The 22573-nt window shown below is 59.3% G+C and carries 16 protein-coding genes and 1 pseudogene; 6 read left to right on the plus strand and 11 right to left on the minus strand.

Features of this window, described 5'->3' with window-relative positions:
• Position 1: 1 nt before the first annotated feature.
• Both KG722_RS01240 and KG722_RS01245 read left to right on the plus strand, forming a co-directional pair.
• Positions 2 to 979 (plus strand): alpha/beta fold hydrolase, encoded by a 978-nt coding sequence (locus KG722_RS01240; protein ID WP_213268726.1) that lies wholly within the window; start codon positions 2 to 4, stop codon positions 977 to 979.
• 133 nt (positions 980 to 1112) lie between these two features.
• Complete coding sequence (locus KG722_RS01245) at positions 1113 to 2255, plus strand: glycosyltransferase family 2 protein (protein ID WP_213268728.1); 1143 nt, start codon at positions 1113 to 1115, stop codon at positions 2253 to 2255.
• 184 nt (positions 2256 to 2439) lie between these two features.
• Here KG722_RS01245 and KG722_RS01250 read toward each other — a convergent pair whose 3' ends face one another.
• On the minus strand, positions 2440 to 2808 hold the full coding sequence (locus KG722_RS01250; RefSeq protein ID WP_213268730.1) for a hypothetical protein: 369 nt from the start codon (positions 2806 to 2808) through the stop codon (positions 2440 to 2442).
• Between the two features lie 220 nt (positions 2809 to 3028).
• A complete protein-coding gene (locus KG722_RS01255) occupies positions 3029 to 4186 on the minus strand; it encodes an L-lactate dehydrogenase (protein WP_213268733.1) in 1158 nt (385 codons plus the stop codon).
• A 369-nt stretch (positions 4187 to 4555) separates the two neighbouring features.
• Here KG722_RS01255 and KG722_RS01260 point away from each other — a divergent pair, with 369 nt between their 5' ends.
• From KG722_RS01260 to KG722_RS15320, 4 genes are all read left to right on the plus strand, one after another.
• The gene (locus tag KG722_RS01260; protein WP_213268735.1) at positions 4556 to 5845 is read left to right on the plus strand and encodes an outer membrane beta-barrel protein; all 1290 of its coding nucleotides are present in this window, start codon (positions 4556 to 4558) and stop codon (positions 5843 to 5845) included.
• A gap of 58 nt (positions 5846 to 5903) precedes the next feature.
• Positions 5904 to 8309: a polysaccharide biosynthesis tyrosine autokinase gene (locus tag KG722_RS01265; protein ID WP_213268737.1), complete on the plus strand. Its 2406-nt coding sequence runs from the start codon at positions 5904 to 5906 to the stop codon at positions 8307 to 8309.
• A gap of 75 nt (positions 8310 to 8384) precedes the next feature.
• Positions 8385 to 9524, plus strand: a complete 1140-nt coding sequence (locus tag KG722_RS01270) for a hypothetical protein (protein ID WP_213268739.1) — start codon at positions 8385 to 8387, stop codon at positions 9522 to 9524.
• 69 nt (positions 9525 to 9593) lie between these two features.
• A complete protein-coding gene (locus KG722_RS15320; protein ID WP_213268741.1) occupies positions 9594 to 10877 on the plus strand; it encodes an O-antigen ligase family protein in 1284 nt (427 codons plus the stop codon).
• An 81-nt stretch (positions 10878 to 10958) separates the two neighbouring features.
• Here the strand turns inward: KG722_RS15320 and KG722_RS01280 are convergent.
• The 9 genes and pseudogenes from KG722_RS01280 to KG722_RS01320 form a co-directional block, all read right to left on the minus strand.
• Positions 10959 to 11692 (minus strand): annotated as a pseudogene (locus tag KG722_RS01280) (integrase core domain-containing protein); the annotation flags it as partial.
• A 180-nt stretch (positions 11693 to 11872) separates the two neighbouring features.
• The gene (locus KG722_RS01285; RefSeq protein WP_213268743.1) at positions 11873 to 13486 is read right to left on the minus strand and encodes a glycosyltransferase family 39 protein; all 1614 of its coding nucleotides are present in this window, start codon (positions 13484 to 13486) and stop codon (positions 11873 to 11875) included.
• 24 nt (positions 13487 to 13510) lie between these two features.
• A complete protein-coding gene (locus KG722_RS01290; RefSeq protein ID WP_213268745.1) occupies positions 13511 to 14374 on the minus strand; it encodes a sulfotransferase in 864 nt (287 codons plus the stop codon).
• A gap of 10 nt (positions 14375 to 14384) precedes the next feature.
• On the minus strand, positions 14385 to 15539 hold the full coding sequence (locus KG722_RS01295) for a hypothetical protein (RefSeq protein ID WP_213268747.1): 1155 nt from the start codon (positions 15537 to 15539) through the stop codon (positions 14385 to 14387).
• Positions 15540 to 15611: 72 nt separating this feature from the next.
• Positions 15612 to 16853, minus strand: coding sequence for an acyltransferase (locus tag KG722_RS01300; RefSeq protein WP_213268749.1), 1242 nt, complete (start codon positions 16851 to 16853; stop codon positions 15612 to 15614).
• A 419-nt stretch (positions 16854 to 17272) separates the two neighbouring features.
• The gene (locus KG722_RS01305) at positions 17273 to 19033 is read right to left on the minus strand and encodes a PQQ-dependent sugar dehydrogenase (protein WP_213268751.1); all 1761 of its coding nucleotides are present in this window, start codon (positions 19031 to 19033) and stop codon (positions 17273 to 17275) included.
• A 36-nt stretch (positions 19034 to 19069) separates the two neighbouring features.
• Positions 19070 to 20503, minus strand: coding sequence for an FAD-dependent oxidoreductase (locus KG722_RS01310; protein WP_213268753.1), 1434 nt, complete (start codon positions 20501 to 20503; stop codon positions 19070 to 19072).
• A 26-nt stretch (positions 20504 to 20529) separates the two neighbouring features.
• Positions 20530 to 21000, minus strand: coding sequence for a GtrA family protein (locus KG722_RS01315; protein WP_213268756.1), 471 nt, complete (start codon positions 20998 to 21000; stop codon positions 20530 to 20532).
• A gap of 186 nt (positions 21001 to 21186) precedes the next feature.
• Positions 21187 to 22359: a glycosyltransferase family 2 protein gene (locus KG722_RS01320; protein WP_213268758.1), complete on the minus strand. Its 1173-nt coding sequence runs from the start codon at positions 22357 to 22359 to the stop codon at positions 21187 to 21189.
• Positions 22360 to 22573: the final 214 nt, after the last annotated feature.

The following is a 22573-nucleotide window of genomic DNA, read 5'->3' on the forward strand; positions in this document are numbered from 1 at the left end:
AATGCGGGTGATCACGTTAACCTTGGGCGCCGCAGGATTGGTTGCCATTGCGTTGGTCTTGCTGCTTGCCGCCTGGCGGGAATCTAAGGGGCTGACCAGTCCGCCGAGCTACAGCCAGCCGGACCCCGAGACATTTGTGTTTCCAGAAACGCCCCAGTCCCGTTCCGGTCTTCCCTATGAGGATGTCAGCTTTGCCGTTGCTCCAGGCCAGACCCTGCGGGGCTGGCTTGTGCCGTCGGCAGATGAGAGCGACCTGGTGGTCGTCACCCTACACGGCCGCAGTGGCGATCGGCGGACACATCTCAAGCATCTGCCTATGCTGCATGACCTGGGCGCGGCCGTCCTGCTTTTTGACATGCGCGAGAATGGGCTGAGCGACGGCCAGGGCCGTGGCACAGGCTTGGCGGTTCGCGAGGCCAGGGATGCCGTTGCGGCAGCGCGCGAGATGCACGAGCGCGGATACGGCCGCATTGTCGTCATGGGCTGTTCGCTTGGCGGTTCAGCGGCTATCCTTGCTGCCGCGCAGGAACCGCTGATCGACGGTGTGATTGCAGAAGCCTCGATTGCGCGGTTTGAAGACTTCGTCGGTGATTATACGCGCCAGCGCCTGAGGGGCCGGGCGGATTGGGCGGGCCGGATGTGGGGGCGTTTCGTAGTTGGCCTGACGCGACTACGCATCGGTCTGGATGAGTATGCTGCCCCTGCAGATATGATTGCGGATATTTCGCCGCGGCCGGTTTTTCTGATCCATGGCGGGCAGGACAGCGTCGTAAAAAGGTCACACGCGGACTTGTTGCACCAGAAGACCGGTGGGCAGGCGGAGTTCTGGCTGATTGAGGACGCTGGGCACTGCAACGGCTTTGAGACGGCCGGTGAGATTTACCAGGGTCGTGTTGCTGCCTTTTTGGGCCAGTTTCGCACGCGCGACGACGCAACAGGCAGCCCTTCGCCTGAAACCCAGCCTGAACAGCATCAATGACTTGCCCCGGTCCAATCTGGTCTGAGAACTGCATATATGGCGGTTCTTAAAGCGTGCAGAAGTAATGCTGGCTCGAATTTGAGGGTTTAGACTTTATGTGCAGGCTGGAGTTAACCGCTCAAGGGAGCATCGCATGACATCTCAAGTAAGTGTCATTCTGCCCACATTTAACCGAGCCGATCTGATCGCAGAGACGCTGGATTCTCTTCTGGTACAAACGCGACCGGTGAACCAGATCCTTGTCGTCGATGACGGATCAACCGATGGCGTCAAGGATGTGGTTCTGCGGTATGCGGACAAGGTGACCTATGTGCGCCAGGAGAATGGCGGCAAATCCCGCGCTCTGAATTTTGGCATGACGCTGGCGACCGGGGACTATATCTGGATCTGCGATGATGACGACTTGCTGGAACCTGATGCTTGCGAGCGCTTAGCCGGAGCGCTGGATGAAGATCCCCTGATCGGGTTCTGTGCCGGGCGGCATGATGATTTCACAGTCGATCCCTTGACGGGGGAGCAGAGGATTAAGGCACCAGGTTACTGGCTGGCGTCAAAGCCGGAGGAGATATTTCCCGACCTGCTCGATGGTTGCCATATCTTTCAGCCTGGCATGATCGTGCGTCGCTCCGTCTACGCTGCCGTGGGCGAATTCAATCCTGACTTCATCCGGTCTCAAGATTATGAGATGCTGCTGCGGATAGCACGGAATTCGCGCGGCCGACTTTGCCCGGAACGCGTATGCCTGCACCGCGAGCACAGCGGTGCCCGCGGCTCGGCCAAGATGCGGTTCACGCCAGAGCAGAACAATGAAAAGTGGATGAAGTTCCACCGGATGATCTTTGATCCGCTGATGGCTGATCTTTCCGACGATGAGTTGTTGGCGCCTGCAGTCTGGCTGATGCCGGAAGTGGCTCGCGTCAGGGCCCGTGTTGCCCTGCTCAAGCGGGGACGTGTCTTTGCCCGGCATATGATGTGGCCCGAAGCACTGGCCACCTTTACCGAGGCCGCCCGGCTTCACGTGGATGTACCGCTGAGCGAGGTCGAGAAGACCCTCATTGCCGGCGCTACCACCTACAGTTTCGGTTGCGCGCCCCTGTACGAGGTTCCTGCCCACAGGGCCGCTATCATGGCGCTGAAGACTGTATCGCCTGTCGGCCGCAGCCTGGCTGTGTTGATCAGTAGGTCATTGCACTGGCGTATCCGGAATGCGGCTGGGCGGGGACAGTTTGGACTTGCCATGAAGCTGACCGCCTTTGCCGTCTCCAGCCGGGTTTGAAGCCTGACGCCTGGCTCAGGAATGGAATTCCAGCACATTCTATCTGCGGAAATTTTCATGTAGCCCGATTGATCGCTGCGTCATACCAGTTCGACCTGGGGCGGGCTTTGACAACAGGCTAGGCGTGTTGAGACAGGATCGCGGCGGAACTTCGTGAATGGGAAGGCCTTCTGCAGGCAATCGATCACAGGAATTCGACGGCGTAAAACTCCCAGCCAGCGTTGGAGTCGTATCGCAGGTAATTACCCGAAACCATAATCGCGGGCGTTGTCAGAGTAGTGCAGACCACCCGTGCGGGCCACAACATGCTCAGTTGACGGAGGGTAAAGTAGAACAGGCTGGTGGAGTTTCGCAGCAGCGCCGCTGTGACAAAGCCTGAGATGAAAAAGAAGTGCTTCACGCCACAGGCCAGAACCGGCGGGCCAGGTCTGAGCCAATCGGACAAGATGTCGCCATAAGCACAGATAGACTGACCCTTATACTCTTGGGTCCAGCCGATCGTGTAATGCGCAAGAAGGCCCCAGATGGCCGCAAGGCCGCGCATACCACCCAAGGCCGGAAGATGTCCCGTGCCCGAGGGGGGAAGCGGGGAGGGTGATCCTTCGAGTGAAAATCCAGTTGCCCGGGCCACACTCTCTTGGGTTTATGCCAATGTACGGGAAGGATAACTGGTAAGCCTTAGGCTGTTTTTTCTTCCGCCGTCCTGGTTTGGCAGGTTTTTGCACGCCTCATGCTTTGGAAAGCCCGCTCTGCCAGGGGCTTTGGCCGGGACGTCAGGACAGGAGACTGGGTGAGGCGGCGGTCACGCGGGTGATGCCGGTCAGCGCCATGGAAACGGAAAGCTCTCCTTGCATGGCCGCCAGCAAGTGGGCGAGGCCATTTACGCCGCTGCCGGCCAGGGCATAGACCCAGGGGCGGCCAATCATGACAAGGTCTGCGCCGCTGGCGAGGGCCTTGAGGATGTCCTGACCGGAGCGGACGCCGCCATCCATCAGGACCAGCGTCTTGCCGGCCACGGCCTCTGCGATCGGCGGCAAGGCGCGGATCGTGGAGGAAACCCCGTCGAGTTGTCGTCCGCCATGGTTTGACACGATGATGCCGTCGGCGCCGCAATTGACTGCTTCCAGCGCGTCTTCACGGTCGAGGATCCCCTTGATGAACAGGGGGCCACCCCATTGGGATTTGACCCATTCGATGTCTTTCCAGCTAACCGAGGGGTCGAGCGAGGCATTTGCCCAGGCCGAGAAGTCCGCCGGCGTGGCGGCGTTGGCGACATAAGGAGCAACATTGGCGAGGATGTGCGGCCTGCCGCGTAAACCGACATCCACGCTCCAGCCAGGGTGCATCATGTAGGACAGCAGGCCGCGTCGCAGGCGCGCCCAGGCGCCGCCGCCGCCACTCATGGTATTGCGGACGTCGCGATAGCGGGTGCCGACCACCGGCAGGTCAACTGTAAGGACCAGAGCGGATGCCCCGGCAGCCTTTGCCCGGGCGATCAGATCGGCCACTGAGCCGCGATCCCGGATCATGTAAAGCTGGAACCAGAGAGGCCCGCTGGTGGCCGCGGCCACCTCTTCGACCGAGCAGATCGACAAGGTGGAGAGGCAATAGGGAATGCCAAAGTCGCCAGCCACTTTTGCGGCCAGAGCCTCCCCCCGGCGCGCCATCATGCCCGAAAGGCCGATGGGGGAGAGGGCAAGGGGCATCGTTAAGCGATTGCCGAGAAAGGATTTTTCAGTCGAGAGGTCGGAAACATCCCGCAGGATGCGTTGGCGCAGTTCGATGGCCTCGAAGTCTGCCCAGTTCCGTCGCAATGTCAGCTCGGCATAGGCCCCCCCGTCCAGATAATCGAACAGGAAGCGCGGAAGGCGCTTTTCCGCCTTCAGACGATAATCGGCTGCGCAGGCTGCAGCGAGGGAGAGTGTTGGCATTGATCAGGTATAAGAGCGCGATACAGGACTTGGCAAAGATATTCTCAAACGGAATTGTGTGCCTTTGCGGGGCGCTTCTCTTTGTTTTGTTCCAGATTAAATCAAATTCAAACACAGCCGTTTAGACCCTGTTAAGTCTAGACTTGCGCGCCCGCAAGGCGATCACTTCAGATGAAGCGCGCCTTCAGAGGCGAAATCTACGAGATCGTGATATTCAATTGTAATCCATTTCCGCGTAGAAAGATTTTCTAATTCGTCGATCTGAACGCGTTCAAAGCCTACCGGGCGGGGTGGCGCTGAACTTGCAGGGGACCGCCAACAGTTCGGGCCTGAAAGGCCACGCACACCAAAGTGAGAATGGTATTTCGCATGACTGATCTGAAACGCATGACCCTAACCAGCGTTGCCTTGTGCGCGATTGTTGCCTCAGTGGCCAATGCGCAGGGCAATGATTTCTACAGCCGGGACAAGTACACTGCGGTTCAGGACCGCGCGCAGCCTGAATTCGACCCCGAGCCGGTGCGGCTTGGTGCGTTCATGGTGCGCCCGGTAGCCGAACTGGGTGTTGCATATTCAGACAACATTTTCGTTTCGTCCCAGGATGAGCAATCTGGGGCCATTGGCAACGCCGGCGTCGCGGCGACCGGGGCAACGACCTGGAGTGTTCATCAGGTCGGCTTTGATGTTTCAGCGCGCCGCAACGAGTATTTTGACCAGGGCAACGAGTCCAATAATGACCTGCGCGCTCGCGTGAACGGAAGGCTGGATGTAACCCGGAACTTTTCCCTCGGCGGTGGCATCTATGCCGAAGAGCGGATTGAGCCCCGCACCGACATCACCAACGATTTCAGCCCGGATGAGCCGATCAGCGTTTCGGTGCAAGGCGCCGATGTGAGCCTGATCTATCAGAGCGACCGCGTCCGCTGGACAAATGGTCTGGGCATTCGCGAGGAAGACTATGGTAACAGCCGCCAGACTGGCACCGGCGCGCTGATCGACCAGACTTACCGTGACCGGACAGTCGTCGACGGGCGCACGCGCCTGTCCTATGCTGTCTCCCCCAACTTCGCTGTGTTTGGCCAGGCCACCTATGAGCAGCGCGAGCATGATGCGTTGCAGGATTTCGGTGGTATTCCCCGCTCACGCGACTCTGAAGGCTATACGGTTGCTGCCGGTGTCGATTTCGAGTTGGCTGCGCTGGTTCGCGGCGATGTCGCGGTGGGCTATCTGAAGGAAACCAGGAGCGATACTTTCTTCGAAGATGTTTCCGGTCTGTCTTTCGATGGCCGTCTGCAATGGTTCCCTACTGAACTCACCACCTTCACTTTCACCGGCACCCGCCGCGTGACGGATACAGGCTTCTTCTCCTCTCCGACAGCGGTTCAGACCCGCGGCGGTTTCCGCGTCGATCATGAGCTTCGTCGCAACATCGTACTGCGGGGGGATGCCATCTACCGCGTCACTGATTTTGAAGGCATCGACCGGGAAGATGAAGCAACAGAGTTTGGCGTCTCAGCCATCTACAAGGTCAACCGCCGTGTGCACTTTGATGTCTTCCTCAATCGGCTTGATCGTGATGTGACCGGTGTCGATGTGTTCGGAGATCCTTCTTTTGGCGTGACCCGGGCGGGCGTCGGCGTTCGTCTGTTCCCGTACTGATACTTCCCTGGGAAGCCCGCATCCTGGGGGCTTCCAGAACCTTTCCAGAGACCCAGCCTTGACCAAGTCATACACTATCGAGCTTCCCTCCAGCGTCGGTTCCGGCGGAAACTCGGGCGCGCAGGACATCAACCTCTTCGACATCAAGTCGCTTATGGGGATGATCTACCGGCGCTTCTGGCTGATCTTTGCCGGGTTCATAACCGTGTTCGGCCTGGTGGCGTACATGACCTTCACGCAGACGCCGACCTACCGGGCGCAGGCGGTGATCCAGCTTGATACCAACCAGATCAATGTCATCGACCTTGGGGAGCTGTTTTCCGGAGTCGGCGGGGCAACAACTTCTGTCATTGATACCGAAGTACGGATCATAGGGTCCAGGACCCTTTTGTCCCGCGTGGCGCAAGAGCAGAACCTGATACAGGATCCGGAGTTCAACTGGACGCTTCAGCCCAGGAAGGAGAGCTTTGTCTCGTCGGCTCGGAAAACGGTCGTTGGGCTGCTGGGCGGAGACACTTCTGAAAAAGATCCTTTCGCAGGAATGACACCTGCGCAGAAGGAGAACGCCCTGTTCGAAGGTGCCGTCGGAACACTGATGAACAAGGTACGCGTTGGCCGCATCGGCACGACCTATCTGCTCACCGTGGAGGTGACCAGCACATCGCCGGAGACCGCCGCGCGCCTCGCCAATGAGGTTGCCGAACAATACAGGGTCCAGCAGCTTGAAAAGAAATACGAAGCCACCCGGAAAGCCACTGAATGGCTTCTGGAGCGTGTGACGGGCCTGCGCGACGAGGTTGAGGAGAAAGAGCAGAATGTAGAACGCTTTCGCTCTGAAACCGGCCTGCTTGAGGCTCAGGGCACAACCCTGACAGAACAGCAGATCGCCTTCCTGACCGGCCAGCGCGGACAGGCCCAGATCGAAGTGGACCGGGCCAGGGCGAGATATGAAAGCATGCGCCGCCAGATCGACAGCGGCGCTGGCGTCGAGGGTGTCTCGGAAGTCATCAACTCCGACCTCATCAACAGCCTCAAGACCCAGCGGTCCGAAATCCTGCGCCGCGTCGCCGAGTTGGAAACGCGCGTCGGAGACCGCCACCCCGACCTCATCAGTGCGCGCAATGAAGTGACTGACATCGAGCGGCAGATGAATGCCGAGATGAACCGCATCGCGGCCAACCTTGAAAGTGACCTGCAGGTGGCGCAGGCTCAGCTCAACTCAATTCAGGGTGAGATCGGCCGCTCGACATCCCAGCTTCGAGGCAACAATGTCAGCCTTGTCCGCCTGCGCGAGCTTGAGCGTGATGCCGAGACCAGCCGTGTAATGCTTGAAGAGTTTCTGGCCCGCTCCAAGCAGACGCGGGAACAGGACGCTCTGATTACTGCCGATTCCAGCATCCTCTCCACGGCATCTGTTCCGCGCGCGCCTGCTTCCCCGCGCGTCTTCTTCAACTTGCTTTTGGGCTGCATTCTGGGCGTGGTCATCGGGGCCGCTCTGGCGGTTGTCACGGAACTGTTCGATGCAAATATCAGCACGGCAGAAGATGTCGAGATCAAGCTCGGGGCCAATCCGATCGGGTCTGTGCCGCTGATCCGCACGGCAGGTTTTCTCGGGCTTGGTCAGACGAGTCCGGCAGACGTCCTTGTCGAGAATCCGCTGTCGGCTTATGCGGAAAGCATCCGCTATCTCCGTGCGGCGATTGCCTTCTCCGACCTCGACAGTGAAACCAAGACGGTGGCGATTACTTCGTCGCTGCCCGATGAAGGTAAAACCAGCCTGGCGCTGAGCCTCGGCCGGATGTCTGCGATGTCCGGGTCTCGCACCCTGGTGATCGATGGCGACTTCCGCCGTCGCCAACTTACCGAAATGGCTGGGCTGAAACCCGAAACAGGCCTTGTGGAACATCTCTTCGGGGCGTGCCAACTGTCCGACGCCATCGTTAAGGATCGCAAGACGATGCTGGACATCCTGCCCCTCTCGCTGGACGGGCATACGCCCCACGATGTTTTCGGCACGCGCGCCTTTGACGAGCTGCTCGAACGCCTGAGGTCGATGTATGACATCATCCTGATTGATACGGGGCCGCTCTTGCTGATGGCTGAGGCGCGTGTCGTCGCAGGCAAGGTCGACAAGGCGATCCTTGTTGTGCGCTGGCGCCAGACCACGCGGTCGGCCGCCCGTCAGTCGCTCACCCTGCTGCGCAATTTCAATGCCGACCTTCTGGGCGTGACCCTCAACATGGTAGACCTCGATCGCCGCCGACATCATCGCGATCCGGGGGCCACGTATAAGGCCTATCGCAAATACTACCAGATGGAAGCCAAGCCGGGCCTTTTCGGCTGGTCGAAACCCAAGTCGCCGAAGCCCAACACCAAAGGCCCCAAATCCTCCGTCGCAGTCCAGGTGCCGCCGTCCAAGGCCAGTAAGCTCACTGACCCGGCCGACCGGATTTCGGCCGAATAGGCAGCGCAGGTTCGGGAACAGGTGACAAGTCGTGGGGCGCGTATGCTTTACCGGCCCGCATCACGGGGACCAAGTATGACGAGGATCGCCTTCTTCGGCCATGATGCTGCAGATGCAGCGATCCGCCGGCGTGTGCGGGCGTTTCAGGATGATGGCTTTGAAGTCACCGGCTTCATGATGCGCCGGCGTGAGCCGCTGGATCTTGAGTGGGAAAATATTGACCTCGGGGAGACACGCGACGCAGCCTTCCTGCAGCGGATCTGCCAGGTTTTCCGGGGTGCACGGATTGCGGCGGATGCAGGCAGCCCGCTTCACTCAGCCAATGTGATCTATGCGCGCAATCTTGATATGCTGGCCTGCGCCTTTCTGGCCAAACGCCATGCCCGGCTGAAGACGCCCGTTATCTATGAATGCCTCGACATCCACCGACTGCTGTGCCGGAAGGATTTGATCGGGATAGGCCTGCGAGCCATAGAGGGCTGGCTGCTTCGGCGTTCGCAGGCGCTGGTGGTCTCTTCGCCCGCCTATCTGAAACAGCATTTCGAGCGCTACTATCCCGGCACGGCCCGGAGCCATCTATTGGAGAACCGCCTTTCCGGCCACGCTGGCTACGGCGCGCGCGCTGCAGGCCGCCAGAGCGGCATACCGGGGCGCCTTCGCCTTGGCTGGGTCGGAAATCTCCGCTGTCAGAGGTCACTTGATCTGCTTTGCCAGCTGGCCGACCAGTTCGGCCCACAGGTCGAAATCCGTTTGCACGGCGTGCCCGCACTGACCGAAATCCCTGATTTCGAGACTATGATCAGTTCACGGAAGAACATCGCCTTTTTTGGACGGTACAGGTCTCCGGAAGATCTTCCCGGCATCTATGCCGGCCTCGATGCGGTCTGGTCGGGCGACTTCATGGAGGCGGGGCTCAATTCTACCTGGCTGCTGCCAAACCGTATTTATGAAGGGGGCTATTATTGTGTGCCGCCTATCGCGTCGGCTGGCACCGAGACGGCCCTGTGGATTGCCCGCCATAACTGTGGTTTTGTGCTGGAGGAGCCTCTGAGCCAGACCCTGCCGGCGCTGGCGGCGGACCTGCTGCAAGATGCCTCCCGCCTGTCCGAGTATTCCGGCGCTCTGGAAGCCCTGCCCGAAGAGACCTTCATCCAGCCCCCGGGCTTCCTGTCCCAGATCATCGATCCGGTGGTGAACGAGAAGCAGGCTTCATGATCTTTGCAGCTTTCTGCCGTATGGTCTCCCGATATGGCCGCACAGATGGCCAGGTTTCGGAGGTTTCTTGTGTCTGATTCCGCATACGCCCGCAAAAGCGCGACTGTCGAGCCAGCCTATGTGAACCTCTACTCTGTCCAGAAGGGCGCTGGGTGGCCTGAGCAGGCGTTCGTCACCCTGTGGATGTTCATCATCTATCTGCCGCTCGACCAGTTCTCGCCGCTTCGTTATCTTTGCATCCTCGGATTTCTGGCGATCATGGTCCATGACTACAAGCGCCTGATGCCCCTTCTTCTGAAGTGCTGGCCGCTTTATATCTTAGCCATCTTGGGCCTTATCTCCATGGGGTGGTCGCCTTATCCGTCACAGGCTATGCGTCAGGGCGTACTCTTGTTCCTGTCAGCGTTCGTCATAGTCGTGATCGCGGGCCGTCTTACAACACGCCAGACCCTCAGGGCGGTAATGTTTGCGGGCATGCTGACCACGATCATTGTGGCCCCCAACTGGGCGACGTTCCAGTATGGTGGGGAGTATTACGGCAGCAAGAACTATTTTGCCCTCCATATGCTATTCTGCATGCTCCTTAGCCTGATTGCCGCGCTGGACGATAAGGAGGCCGCCCCCATCCGGCTTCTGGCCTTGCCGTTCATTCCGGTTTGTTTCCTCTTTATCGTGCTGGCAGAGTCGGCGACAGCGCTGGTGTTTGCTGTATTGGGAGGCGCCGGGTTAGTCGCAATCAAGCTGTTTTGGTCACCGGCTTCCAAGGTGCAGGGTTTGCCCTTCTTGGTGATTTTGCTTGGGCTGATAGCCGCTCTTATTGGGGCCATTGTCGTCCTGAACCTGCCGCAGAACAGCTTCGTAGAGTGGTTCCTTGACCTTGTTGGAAAGGATCCGACGCTGACCGGTCGGACAGCCCTCTGGGAAGGCGCGCGCCTGGCCGCCCAGGAGCGGCCCTGGCTCGGCGTCGGGTTGGAGGGCTTCTGGCAATACGATACCGGCGCAGCGCAGACGCTGAACATAAATGACTTTAAACCCGTCGGTACAAAGCTGACTTTCCACAGTGCCTATTGGGAAGTCCGCGTGCATCTCGGCTATATCGGATTGGCGCTGTTTGTGACTTATCTGACTTGGACGTCTCTCAGAATGCTATTGCTCTGGCTCCGGGACGGCTCCTTGCTGAACTCTGCGCTGCTGGTTTTGCTGGCCGTCAATCTGACCATGAGTTTCACCGAATCTTCCCTTTGGCAGACATTCACAACCCCGGTGTTTATGCAGGGGCTCGCCGGGATCGCGGCTTTCAGACTTTACGATCCCAAACTGGAAGGCCGCGCACGCATTGTCTCGAGATCGTAACGGTAGTTCTCCCATTTTTATGCGGCTGAATTGCGGGACTTCACGCGGCAAGTGCCAGCTTGGCTGCGCCAGTGTTCGGCTCATGGCGGGGATCATGCCACCGATGCCCATCTTCGGGCGCTCATTGTTGTAAGTCCATAGCCAGCTGGTGGCGTCTTCCTTGACCTCCTCGATCGTGTTGAAGATGAACTGGCTGAGCCATTCCTGGCGGACCGTCCGACTGGGGCGCTCGACATAGGCATTCTGCTGCAGCTTGCCGGGCTGGATGTAGAAGATCCCGAGGCCATGCTTTGCCGCCCAGCTTTGTAGCGCGGCGCTGACATTTTTCGGGGCCAGTGTCGACGCGAGGGCACATCGGTGTCCCGCGCCACCCGATGATCTGGTTGAGCGTGCGCACCACGCGGGCTGCCAGTAGGGAGAGGTCGAGTTCAATGGCAAGGCTCTCGCGATTGACGTCATCAAGCACGTTCAGTGTCCGGAAGGATCGCCCATCACTGAGTTGGTCAGCCATGCGCCGAAGGCAGGCGAAGCCAACTCCATCGACCACATTGCGTTCGGCCGCTCTGGAACCGCCAGCGCTGCAGGCACGCCCTTCTTCGGCCCGTTCAGCGAAAAATCGCGGTGCGATTTCCATTCCGCCCCACCTTCCGCCAACGATTTGACGACGCCTGCCTGCGGCTCATATCTGACATTAGCGACGCGTCCCTGCCGTCATGCTTGCTGCGCCAGTTGTTACAGGTCGCTTTTCTGATCCCATGCCCGCGGCACAGATCAGGCGCAGGCACGCCGTACGCGCCCAGCTTCAGGATCGCCAGGTTCGGCGGCTCGGTAAATCCCGATCTGTCGGTAGCGCCTGCCTTCGGTTCATTCTCCTCTTCGTCGATGACCAACGCCGGAGACGCTTAGTTTTCAAGCCGTTTGATTTCAGGGAGGATTACCGCCAGGCCCGTTACAACGGTTTCATAGAGGGTTGGTTTTACAGTCTGAAGCCAGAGTTAACGGGCGTAGAGGGTGATGCGGGTGGAGGGTGCTTCCAGGATAACGAAGTCCGCCGCGTTGCCCTGGATGTTGGCCTCGCTCGAGTTACGAAAGCCAAGCGCGGCTAGCCTTGCTTCAATCTTTTCTTCGTAGCCGTCGGGGCAGAAGGCGCGGATGAACATGACCTGATCGTCGTTCGACAGAGCAGCCTCCAGGCCACCTTCGATGAGCCATCCACCCCCGAGGGCGGCGTCGATCTCTCTGGCATTCGCAGCTCGCAGCCAGCTCATGCCCATGCGGGCCGCCTGCCAGTATTCGGGGCCTTTGTAATGGAGCACCTCGCTGCCCCGGGCATAGAGTATGCGTCCCTGCCTGCGGGCTTCCCAGGCGGCGGCCGTCTGGAAATGCACGCAGGTTAGCGTAGGGGCGGCGTCAAAGCCGTTCTGCTCGGCAAAGGCGTAGGCGCCGGGAAAGTCTTCAAGTTTGACACGGTGCGCCAGTTCGTAGGCTGATGAGATGAAGGCAGCGACGGCCAGCAGCGCGCCCGTGACGGTCATTGCGCGAATGGGCTTAAGACGAGATAGCGCGTAACCGGCTCCCAGCGTTACACCAATTATGCTGGGCAGGAAAATGCGGTTGCCAAAGATCGGCTGGCGCAGATGCATTGCCATGATAACCAACGGGTAGGCGATTATGAGCCCAGCGAGAAGCAGGGCAAGGCCCTTGCGGCCGCTAAGCCAGGCAATGGGAATGGATAGAGTGGCAAGGGCGTAGAGAATAGCCTCGAAGGGCAGGGACAGATTGGCAAGGCCAGGGAAGCCGGTGACATTGCGGTAGTACCAGTGAACAAGGCTGAGTGGGATGCCATCGGCGAGACCGGGAAACGTGCCCGAGGCACCGGAGATGGCGATCAGCCAGGGCAGGGTGAGCACGAAAAGGATAACATTGCGAAGTAACCAGGCGCGCATAAAGCGCAGCCGGGCGGCTTCATCCTGTCCGCTCAGCAGGCCGCCGGCGAGACTTGAAAAGCCGATGAGTGCCATGGCAATCAGGCCAATGATGTGGCTGTAGATCGCAAATCCGCCGCCAATGATGTAAAGCGCGGCATAGATGGCCGGTCGACGCGCGTCGTGAACGACATGGCCAAGGGCGCCCCATACGGCGAGGATCAGCCCGAACACCACATATGGATACATCCGGGCGTCCTGGCTGAAATAAATATGGCCCGTAGAGAACGCGAACAGCAAACCGACAAAGATAGCTGCCCGGGCCGACAGTATGTCCCGTGTGGCCAGCATCAGGGCTGCCACCGATAGCGAACCGAAGAAGGCAACAGGCACGCGCGCAGCCGAGGTGTCGGGATTGATGAGGTACCAGACTCGCTGGATCACCCAGGTAAGGCTCGGATGGTTATCGATGTCTTCCCACAGGATGGCACCAAAATCCAGCCGGGCGAAAGCGAGCGTAACGGCTTCATCCATCCAGATGGGCGCGCCGCCCAGATTCCAGAAGCGCAGGACCGTCCCCGCGCCGACAATAGCGAAAAACCATAGCCACCAGCGGGCCACGGGCGCCTCTTCAGCCGCGACGAAAGCCTGCGCGCGCGTTTTCGCGTTGGTGATCCAGCCCATGATGCCCTCCCGGAAAGAGCCTGATCAATGCCTTTCCTGCCTATGGGGGGCAGAGGCGTAACCAAGCCTTTCCATCATTTCATAGAAGCCGGATGGAAGGTCTGCAAGCTGCTCCGCGGTTAGACTGGCGCGGCCACGGCCGATAGAATCCGGCGTGATGGGGCGCGTGACGGCTGCGTGATGGGCATGGCGCTCGACATCTGCAAGCCGCTCGGGCACGCGGATCAGATGGCCGGGTTCGAAACTCAGGCCGGCCCAGGCGAAGATGCGACGGAAGACATCTTCCGGTTCAGTCACCAGGTCTTCGTAGGAAATAGTGAGGGGGGGGCGGTCTGTATTCTTGAGGTGCTGCAGGCAGGCAGTGTTTGCATCGACCCAGCGTTGGGCAGAGCTGCGGATGTCGCGCATGTCGGCCTTTACCTGCGAAGCGACAACATCAAGGCCATCGCGCTTGAGGTAAAGATACCATGCATCGGGATAAGCTTTGACGATGTCTTTCAGATGGTAGGTGTTCCAGGGTGTCTTGTCGCCCCAGCGGTCAGATGTGAAGCCGTGTTCCTTTGCCATGAAGGCGTAGAGCGCATTGTAGAAGTGACGCAGTGTGCGCTGGTCCTTCGGTGCATCTTCCAACGCTTTGGTTAGCGGGGTGAAGCTGTCGATCTCGAAATCAGCGCGGTGGGGATGGCGGTCGAAGAAGGCACAGGCGAGCCAAATCTTTTCGCGCCAGGTGAGGCGGTGCCATTTGGACCAGCGCGAAATTATTTCGCCGAAAACATAGGTTTCCGGCGGGATGTAGATCTGGCCAGAGGCCATCAGTACACGGCGGGTTAGTGTATTGCCGGAACGGGGGGCGCCGATGATGAAAAGAGGCGGGGTCTGAGAGGTCATGAAGGGGTGCCTATGCCTTGCTGCGCAGGCGGCGGCGGTGGAAACCGGCCCACCGGCGCGCTGCTGTAAGAGGGGAAGCGGCGATGCGGCCCTGCCGGGAGAGGGTACCGCGGTCGCGCGCGAGACTTTCGAACCGGGCAGGAACCGCGTCTGCCGCAAAAGAAGTGATGCACCATTCGCGGGCAGCCATGGCTGCTGCGCGGGCCCCGGGCAGATCTGCGCGCAGGGTATCAAGCGCGGCGGAGACCTCTTGCGGCGCGCAATAGATCGCATGCCGGCCAAAGGTCGCCTCAAGACCAGGCTGGAGGATGCACCGCGCGCCCATGAGCATGGCCTCGGCCACGGTGCGCCCGAAGGTTTCTGTCCAGCGGGAATGGTGGAAGTAGGAGAAGACGTCAAGGCTGCCCAGGAAGGCCGGAACAGGTTCTGCATTGAAGGGCAGTATATCCCAGGCCGCAGTGTCGAGGCCCATCGAGGTGAAGAACGCCCGGTCTGTGCCCATCGTGCGGATACGGGTCTGCGCGTCGGCGGGAAGGCTGGCAGCAATTCCCGCAGGGGTGTCACCCCACTTATCCGGATGCGGACGGCCGTGGCGGCCGACCGTGAGCACCTGGCTGGTAAACTTTGTGCGGCCTGGCTGCCACTCGCCGGTGTGGAAGCTGTTGGGCCAGTCCTGCTCGGTCAGGCGAAGCAGCGGCGCGAAGCTGCTTAGCTGAGCGCGGCAGATGCCGGAGATCGGTGCCCAGAAGGGGTTGGTGCGGAACTGGCGGGCGATGCGGCGCTGAATGGTGAAAGGATCATAACCGAGCGCCCCGTCGCCCTTGAACGGCGCCTGGTGGCATATGACGACGCTGGCAGCCGCCTCGACAATGATAGGGTTTGTAATGCGTGTCTGGAAGGGTTCGGGATGGTGGAAGAAGGCCGCGCGGGCGCGCGCCGGTCGGTCGTCGGCAACAGGCTCCACGCCTGGAAGATCGAGCAGGGCGGAGAGTTTCGGGTTGGGTGTCTCGTGCGGCTGGAAAAAACCGGTGCTGTTGACGAAATGCAGCCCAACCTTGAGCCCGCCTGACTGGAGGGCGCGCACATCAGTTTCCACGGCCATGGCCGTTCCGCCCATGAAGCGGGGATCAACGAGAATGAGGGCGTCATAAGCTGGCGTCGTCACGGGCGCGGGTCCGGTTAATTAACAAGGAGGAGGCGAACCCCCAACGCCTAGCAAAAGCCGTGCCTTGCGCAATCAGTTTCCCTGCGCGGGCGGGGGCTTCAGCCGGTGCCCGGGCATGCGCAGCAGGCCAAAACGAGCCTGCAGCCGACCAGCGCCGCTGAGGAAGCGTGCCAGAATGAAGCGCTGCGCAGGCATTTCCACAAGCTTGTGGATAAGCAGGGCCGTGGCAATCAACAGGGCAAAGACGATGATGAGGGCAACCCAGGGGGGGATGTTGGCGGAGTTCAGCCAGTGCAGGTAAATCATACCGGGGCGCTCATGGAAGAGATAGAGCGGATAAGAGGCGAGGCCGATCGCGATGACCGGTTTCCAGGTGAGGGGCTTCAGGAGTGGGCTGCCTGTGAGGAACATGATGAAGGGCAATCCGGCCATGGCAAGCATGACGGCATTGCGGGGGGCAAAACTGGCAAATTCTACCCCGCCCGGGCCAATAATGAGGATCGTGCCAAAGAGAATGGCCATGGACGCCATGATCGCGAGCAGGCTGAGCACAAGGCGCTGGCCGGGCTCCCGCCATTTCCAGCTAACGAGGCCGAGAGTGAACCAGCCGAGCATTTCCGGTTGGACGATGAGGCCGAGAGACCAGAGACCGCTCGACAGCGGCATGGCGGCTTCGATCATTATGTCCAGCCCGAGAGAAAGCGCCTGCAACCCCGCCCATACCCAGAGGAAAAGCGCACGCGGACTGATCCAGTAGGCGAGCGCCACCAGTGCGTAGAAACGCACTTCACACCAGAGCGTCCAGTAGACCCCTTCCACCCAGCGGGGCCTGTCGGCCTGCTCTATGCCGAAGATGGCGGCGGTGAGATCAGGGGGTACAAAGACGATCGAGGAGAAGTACTCCACCGGCGTGACCTGCCAGCGGGCGACATTTTCATACACATAGGCGATGCCGGAGGCATTGATCAGTATCGCGGACAGGCTGGCGCAGAAGATCATGGCAGGCCAGAGGCGCGCCGCGCGCCGGATGGTAAAGTCGGCAAGACCGGTCGTTTTCTCCAGCGTCATCATGATGACGAAACCGGAGATCAGGAAGAAGAGACTAACCCCGACTTGCCCGGCGACCTGTAAAGGCAGGAAGGTGGCGAGGGCATCTCCGTGCGGATAGATCGTGGGGTAGAACATCGGCTCGGCCCAGCGGGCGAGGAGATGGAAGGCGACGACCATCAGCGCCGCCAGGCCCCGCAGCCCGTCCAGGACTTCCAGGCGCTGACCGGATGCGGCAGTGATACTGGTTACCGGCGTGGCGGTCATGATGCTCTCTACTTGGTCATCGCGGACTGCGCGGAAGATTTGTGCTGCCCCAGGTGGCGCCGGGGAAAGTTTTGGGCAATCAGCGTACGTCCGTCAACTGAAAGGCGTCGTTCCAATGCGGTCGTTTGCCGGGCAAACAGAACAACTTCATCTACGCATCCTCAAACACAGGCTGGATCAGGCCTTGTCCGGGAAGAATGGTCTCGATAGGCGGCCTCCGGCGCGGGGACAGAAAGATAGGGAACGCCGGGTAAAAGCGGCAGGATGATCATGTCGAAACCGCTGGTAGCCAGCTATCGGGTGACCTGAGAAGCTCGCATCCCTGATTTATTTCGACAGTCAGGCCCTTTCTGAACCGCTCCCCAAAGTACGCGCATCACCACCTGCCAGGGCAGTATGGAGGCGTTGTTCCCACCCGATCAGAACTGCCTGTCGAGGTATTCCAGATAGTCTATCAGAGCCTCAGTGACGCGGGGGTCATTGATGCCGGAAGCGGGCATGTAGCTGTCAGCAAAGGCATCGGGATTGTCGAGGAAGGCCGTGAGGCTTTCCCGGTCCCAGTTGCCCTTCCTGGATTTCAGGCCGTCGGAGTATCCGGCAAAGGCGGTTTCCCCGATGGGGTCATTGAAGATCTTGGCGAGGCTGGGGGCTTTATCATCGTCACCAATCTGGAAGGAATGGCATTCGACGCAGCGGCCCATAGCCGTGTCGACACCGGACTTTACGCCGCGGGGCAGGTCTGCAGTTGCCAGCCAGTTCTGGAAGCGTTGTCCCTCATCAACCCGTTGGAGCGGGGAGAGGAATATCAGTTCTGAATTATCCGTCCACAGCACGATGCGGCCGTCGGTGTGCTGGTGAACATAGCGCACGCGCGAGCCAATCTCTATGCGCTCCGAATAGACGGGTATCTGTCCTTCCATCCGTATCCGGAATAGAGAGAGGTCAGACAAGGCCGAGACGAGGAGGTCTCCCTCCCAGCTTTCATCGAAGCCGTTGATAAGCGCCATGCCGGAGACGGCAACGGAAGGCATCCAGGCAAAGACTGGCCTGGCGAAGCTGTCATGCCGGCCAAAAGAGATCGCGCCCGGGATAGGGGTGCCACTATAGGTGGTGCCGTAGCTTTCCAGCGGCCAGCCATAATTGAGACCGTCTTCTATGATGTTGAGTTCGTCCCCCCCTCGCGGGCCGTGCTCGGCGACGAGAACGGTCCCATCCTTTAGGGCGGCGATGCCCTGCATGTTGCGGTGGCCCATGCTAAGGATGCGGCCTTCTCCGGTTTCCACATCGACCAGCAGCGTCTTGCCATACATCGCATCAGGATCCTGCGCGATGCCAGGACCGGCCGAGCGCATGCCGTCAAGATGGAAATCCCCGCTGGTGAGGATGATGGAGGAAGGCGCCTGGAACACCATGCGGCCACCGGCCATGTGGCCTTCCATCGCCAAGTGTTCCTTCTTGAACTCCAGGCAGGGAGTGGTGCGGAAGATGACTTCCCAATCCTGCGGGGAAGCAGAGACCTCATCTATACTCGTGGCGCCGACGGGCAGGGGAAGTTTTGCAAGGGCATTGGCGTAGCAGCTGCCTTCGGGATTGAACTCTGTGTAGGATGCAACCAGCAGCGGGCCGGAGGGAGCCTCAACATACATCAGGTCATTGTAACGCAGGTATCCACGATGGAAAGAATAGTCCGCATAGTCCGGATTGTCCGGCAGGGCCTGGTAGGCGGTCTGGTTGTTGTCCGGGCCCATGACGGCGGTCTCGCGGACGTCGCCGGGGCCGGAGGACGCGTAGATTTTGCCATTATAGGCGAGGAGCAGCACATTTTCGCCAAATGAAGTGAGCCCCCCGCCATTGCGGCTGAGCATGTTGGTATCGTTTGGGTCGCGTCCCGTATCAACGAGCGCGACTTTTGCCTCAAGGCGCAAAAGCGCAGAATTGTAAACGGTCGACTCCAGCTGGGGTGGAAGCTTACGGCCGAAGAACACGTTTTCGAGTTTGTTTGTGACCTTGGCAAAGAAGGGATAGGCAGGGCCCACCGCGCGCTCGCCCGAAACGAAGCCGAGGAAGAAGATGAAGGCGAGGAAGCCTGCCACTATGGCGCCAAAGCCGGAAAGCTGGAGCCAAAGCGGAAGACCGCGCAGCCTTGCCCATGCTGCTTGAAGCCGGCCTGAGAGGGTCATCTGTTATCCTGACTTTGAGGTTTTCTGGAAGGCTGCCTATTTGGCCGCTGTGGCGAGGGTGTGGCTGGCCTCCGTCTTGCGGCTGGAGGCGGGCATGGTGAGCGGCGGGTTGGTGGGCGAGGTTACATCGGTGGTGCCTGAAGCCAGGGTGTCCATCAGCAACCGGGCCATGCGGTTGCCATCGCGGACAGCATAATTGGTCCCCCGGTCCATCGGATAGATTTGGCTGAAATTGCACATCAGGACACCGGGGCAGGGTGTTTCATGCGGCACCAGCTTGTTTTCCTCAAAGCCAATGTCAACGATGTGCTGCGCATTCCGCATACGGAAAAGGCCATCATCGATAATCTGGCTGGGATCGAAATCCGGGAACATCTTCTTCAACTCTGCATACCAGAGGGCTTTGAGTTCCTCGGCTGGCATCGACATGTATTTGTGTTCGGGCGGAATGTAATCACCAATGTAATATATGTTGTTGCCGTCAAAGGACTCGGTGCCGATCAATGCGGAGAAAGACAGGAACACCACAAAAGGCGAATTGGGGGTGTTTATGTTGTGCCAGTAGAAGTCGGTGATCTTCTGCGGCGTGCAGAAAGAGAGGACGGCGGCATCAAGATACTCTACCGAGCGGATCTTGTCGAAATAGGTAGAATTGATGGATTCGTAGTCGGCAATCATCTTTGCCAGGACATTTGACGGGACGGTGGCGAGCACCCGGTCAAACCGCTGTTCTTCCCCGCCTCTCAACGTGACGACGACTTCACCTGTAGCCGGATCGTGCCAGAGCTTTTCGACAAAGGTGTTGAAGCGCACATCATAGCCTGCTGCGCGAACCGGAGCCTCCAGCGCTTCAATCACGGTCTTGAAACCACCATCAAAATAGCCGAGCGCTTCGCCGCCGAGCTTGGCATCGCGCGAATCCACGCGCTGAAGCACGCGCCCCCAGAGCCAGGACATTGTAACCTTATCATAGTAGCGGTCGAACTTGCCACGCAGGAGCGGTTCCCAGATCACGTCTGTCACGGCGCGCCCGGCAAATTTGCGGAGCCATTCCAGCGCAGTGATCTCCGAGAGCTTTCGCCAGTTGCGTTCGCGCTGCAGCCAGAGAACAGTGACACCTGCGCGGATGCGGTCAAAGAAGCTGATGGGAGTGAACCGGAGCAGGTCGATCGGGCTTTCCATCGGATAGAGCTTTCCATCGTAATAGGTGGAAACCGAAGATTTGTGAAAGCTGAGTTTGTCCGTCAGGCCCAATTCCTTGACGAGGGCGAGTATGTATTCATCCGTTTTATACAGGAAATGGTAGGCTTGTTCCATTCTGTAGCCGGCAAGGTCGTAGCCTGCGGCAAGGCCGCCGAGACAGTCACCGGCCTCGAAAATGGTAACGGCAACATCTTCCTTGGTGAGCCGGTAAGCGGTCGTCAGACCGGTCAGGCCGCCACCAATGATCCCGATACGTGGCTTTGTCATGATTCAATAATCCTTGAACTTTGATGTTACGGGCTGACGGCACCACCGGTTTTGCGGAAAGTGATCTTGGAGTTGAGGAGGTACTGGACGATGAATACAGCCGGCAGGGATAAAACCTTGCCAATATTTGCCCCGACTACTGCATCCGTGAATACTTGCTGGACAGAGATGATTATGGCGTAACCGACCGCATAACCGATTGCGCAGACCACGCAGAAACTGAAGAAGCGTAGCCAGGCATGATTGGTGGTCTTGAAATTGTGTCGCGCGTTGATCACGAAGCTGAAAACGACCGCCGTCGGCACTGAGACCGAATGGGCCATCAGTTCGGATGTGTTCACCAGATTGAACAGGATGAAGAACAGGGCGAGGTCGATCGCGCTCGCCATTCCGCCGATGAGCAGGTATTTAAGGATCTGCTGATGTTGCGCATACAGGGCCTGAAGCTTTGTGATGAGGCCGGTGCTTTTGGCTGGATGCAGGTTTTGGCTGGTCATGGTGTCAAACTCTCTTGCCGGACCTTGCCGGTTTCCTATTTCATGCAAGTTTTGGTCCGGGGGTGTTCTTCATCGCGGGCACACTTGTCAGCCAGGGCGTTTAGGGGGCGTGCCTCTTATTTCGCAAGGAAGCTGAAGCATGCCCTCCATTTGGCTCAAGCCCCAGCCCCTTGCGCGAACCCTCGCCTACGCTGCCTGTTGATCGCCAGCATGCTTCAACGATGCCCGTCGTCTAACCATGATGCTGGGATATTTCGCGCGGCCCCAGACGAAGGCGTTTGTGGCAACATAGTTCCACACGACCGTTATCAGTGCGCCAGCCACTGCCGGTATGAAGACCGAGAGCGTGGGGTAATCTTCATGCAACACGCTGGCGACGCCGACATTACCAAGGATGCCGACAGAGCAGAGCGTCGCGAAGACAAGGAACCCGAAGTAGAACTTTGCCCCCCTCAGCTGGCGGTCAGAATAGGTGACGAGGTTGTTGACGGTGTAGTTAAAGCCCATTGCAACGAAGGTCGCCACCAGCTGGGCGCTTACGAAGCCGTCTCCTGCCCCGCGATTTCCCAGAAGCAATAGCGCCGGAAAGAGGACCGCCAGATGCACCAGAATGCCGATGGAGTTGATGAAGGCGAACGAGATGAAGCGCGCCGGTAGCGGCAGGATCGAGCTGATCCTCTTCTCGATGAAGAAGAGGAAGAACTCGTACATGACCCGGTTGTCGAGCTTGGAGGCGCCGTGCTTGCGTTCACGGAAGCGGAAGGGCACCTCGACCACACGCGGGCGCGGGCGGGCTGAGACGATCAAATCCATCAGAACCTTGAAACCAAGCTCTGACAGATCGGGCAGCGCGCGGCGCACGACATCCCGGCGCACAACGAAGAAGCCGGTCAGCGGGTCTGTCATGTCGAGCTTGAAGATGAGGTTGGACAGCTTGATGCCATTGTTCGAGATTGCCGCGCGCTTGGCAGAGGAAAGCCCCTTTGCGCCATCGGCCAGCAGGAAGCGGCTGGCCGAGACGAGGTCAGCCTCTCCATCGCGAACCTGGCGGTACATGTCTGGCAGCACGCTTTCATCATGCTGCAGGTCCCCGTCCATAACGGCGACGATATCAGCCGACGCCGCAAGTGCCCCTTCAATTACCGCTGAGGCGAGGCCGCGGCGGTTATGGCGTGAGATAAGGCGGACGCGACGATCTTCGCGAGCGATTGCGCGCACGATGTCTGCTGTCCCATCAGGGGAGCCATCGTCTACAAAGATCAGCTCCCAAAGAATACCCTTCAGGGCTGCATCCAGCCGGTTGACCATCTCATGGATGTTCTTGCTTTCATTGTAAGTGGGTACGACCACTGAAAGCATTGTTTCTGCATGAATTGTAGTATCCTCAGAATGCCTGGCTGCCATTCCGTCTTCGCCCAGTGCCATTTTCGTCCCCACGAAGCATTACACCCACATGCGCGCACTACGGCGCGTCATTCTACCAAAAGTTAAAAACTCAGCGCTTCAGTGTCCAAAAAAATGCGCTTAAGTCTTTCAATAGTAACTGTAAATCTAGGCGTTGGAAATACTGGCG

This window comes from Hyphomonas sp., assembly GCF_018402285.1.
Lineage (GTDB): Bacteria > Pseudomonadota > Alphaproteobacteria > Caulobacterales > Hyphomonadaceae > Hyphomonas.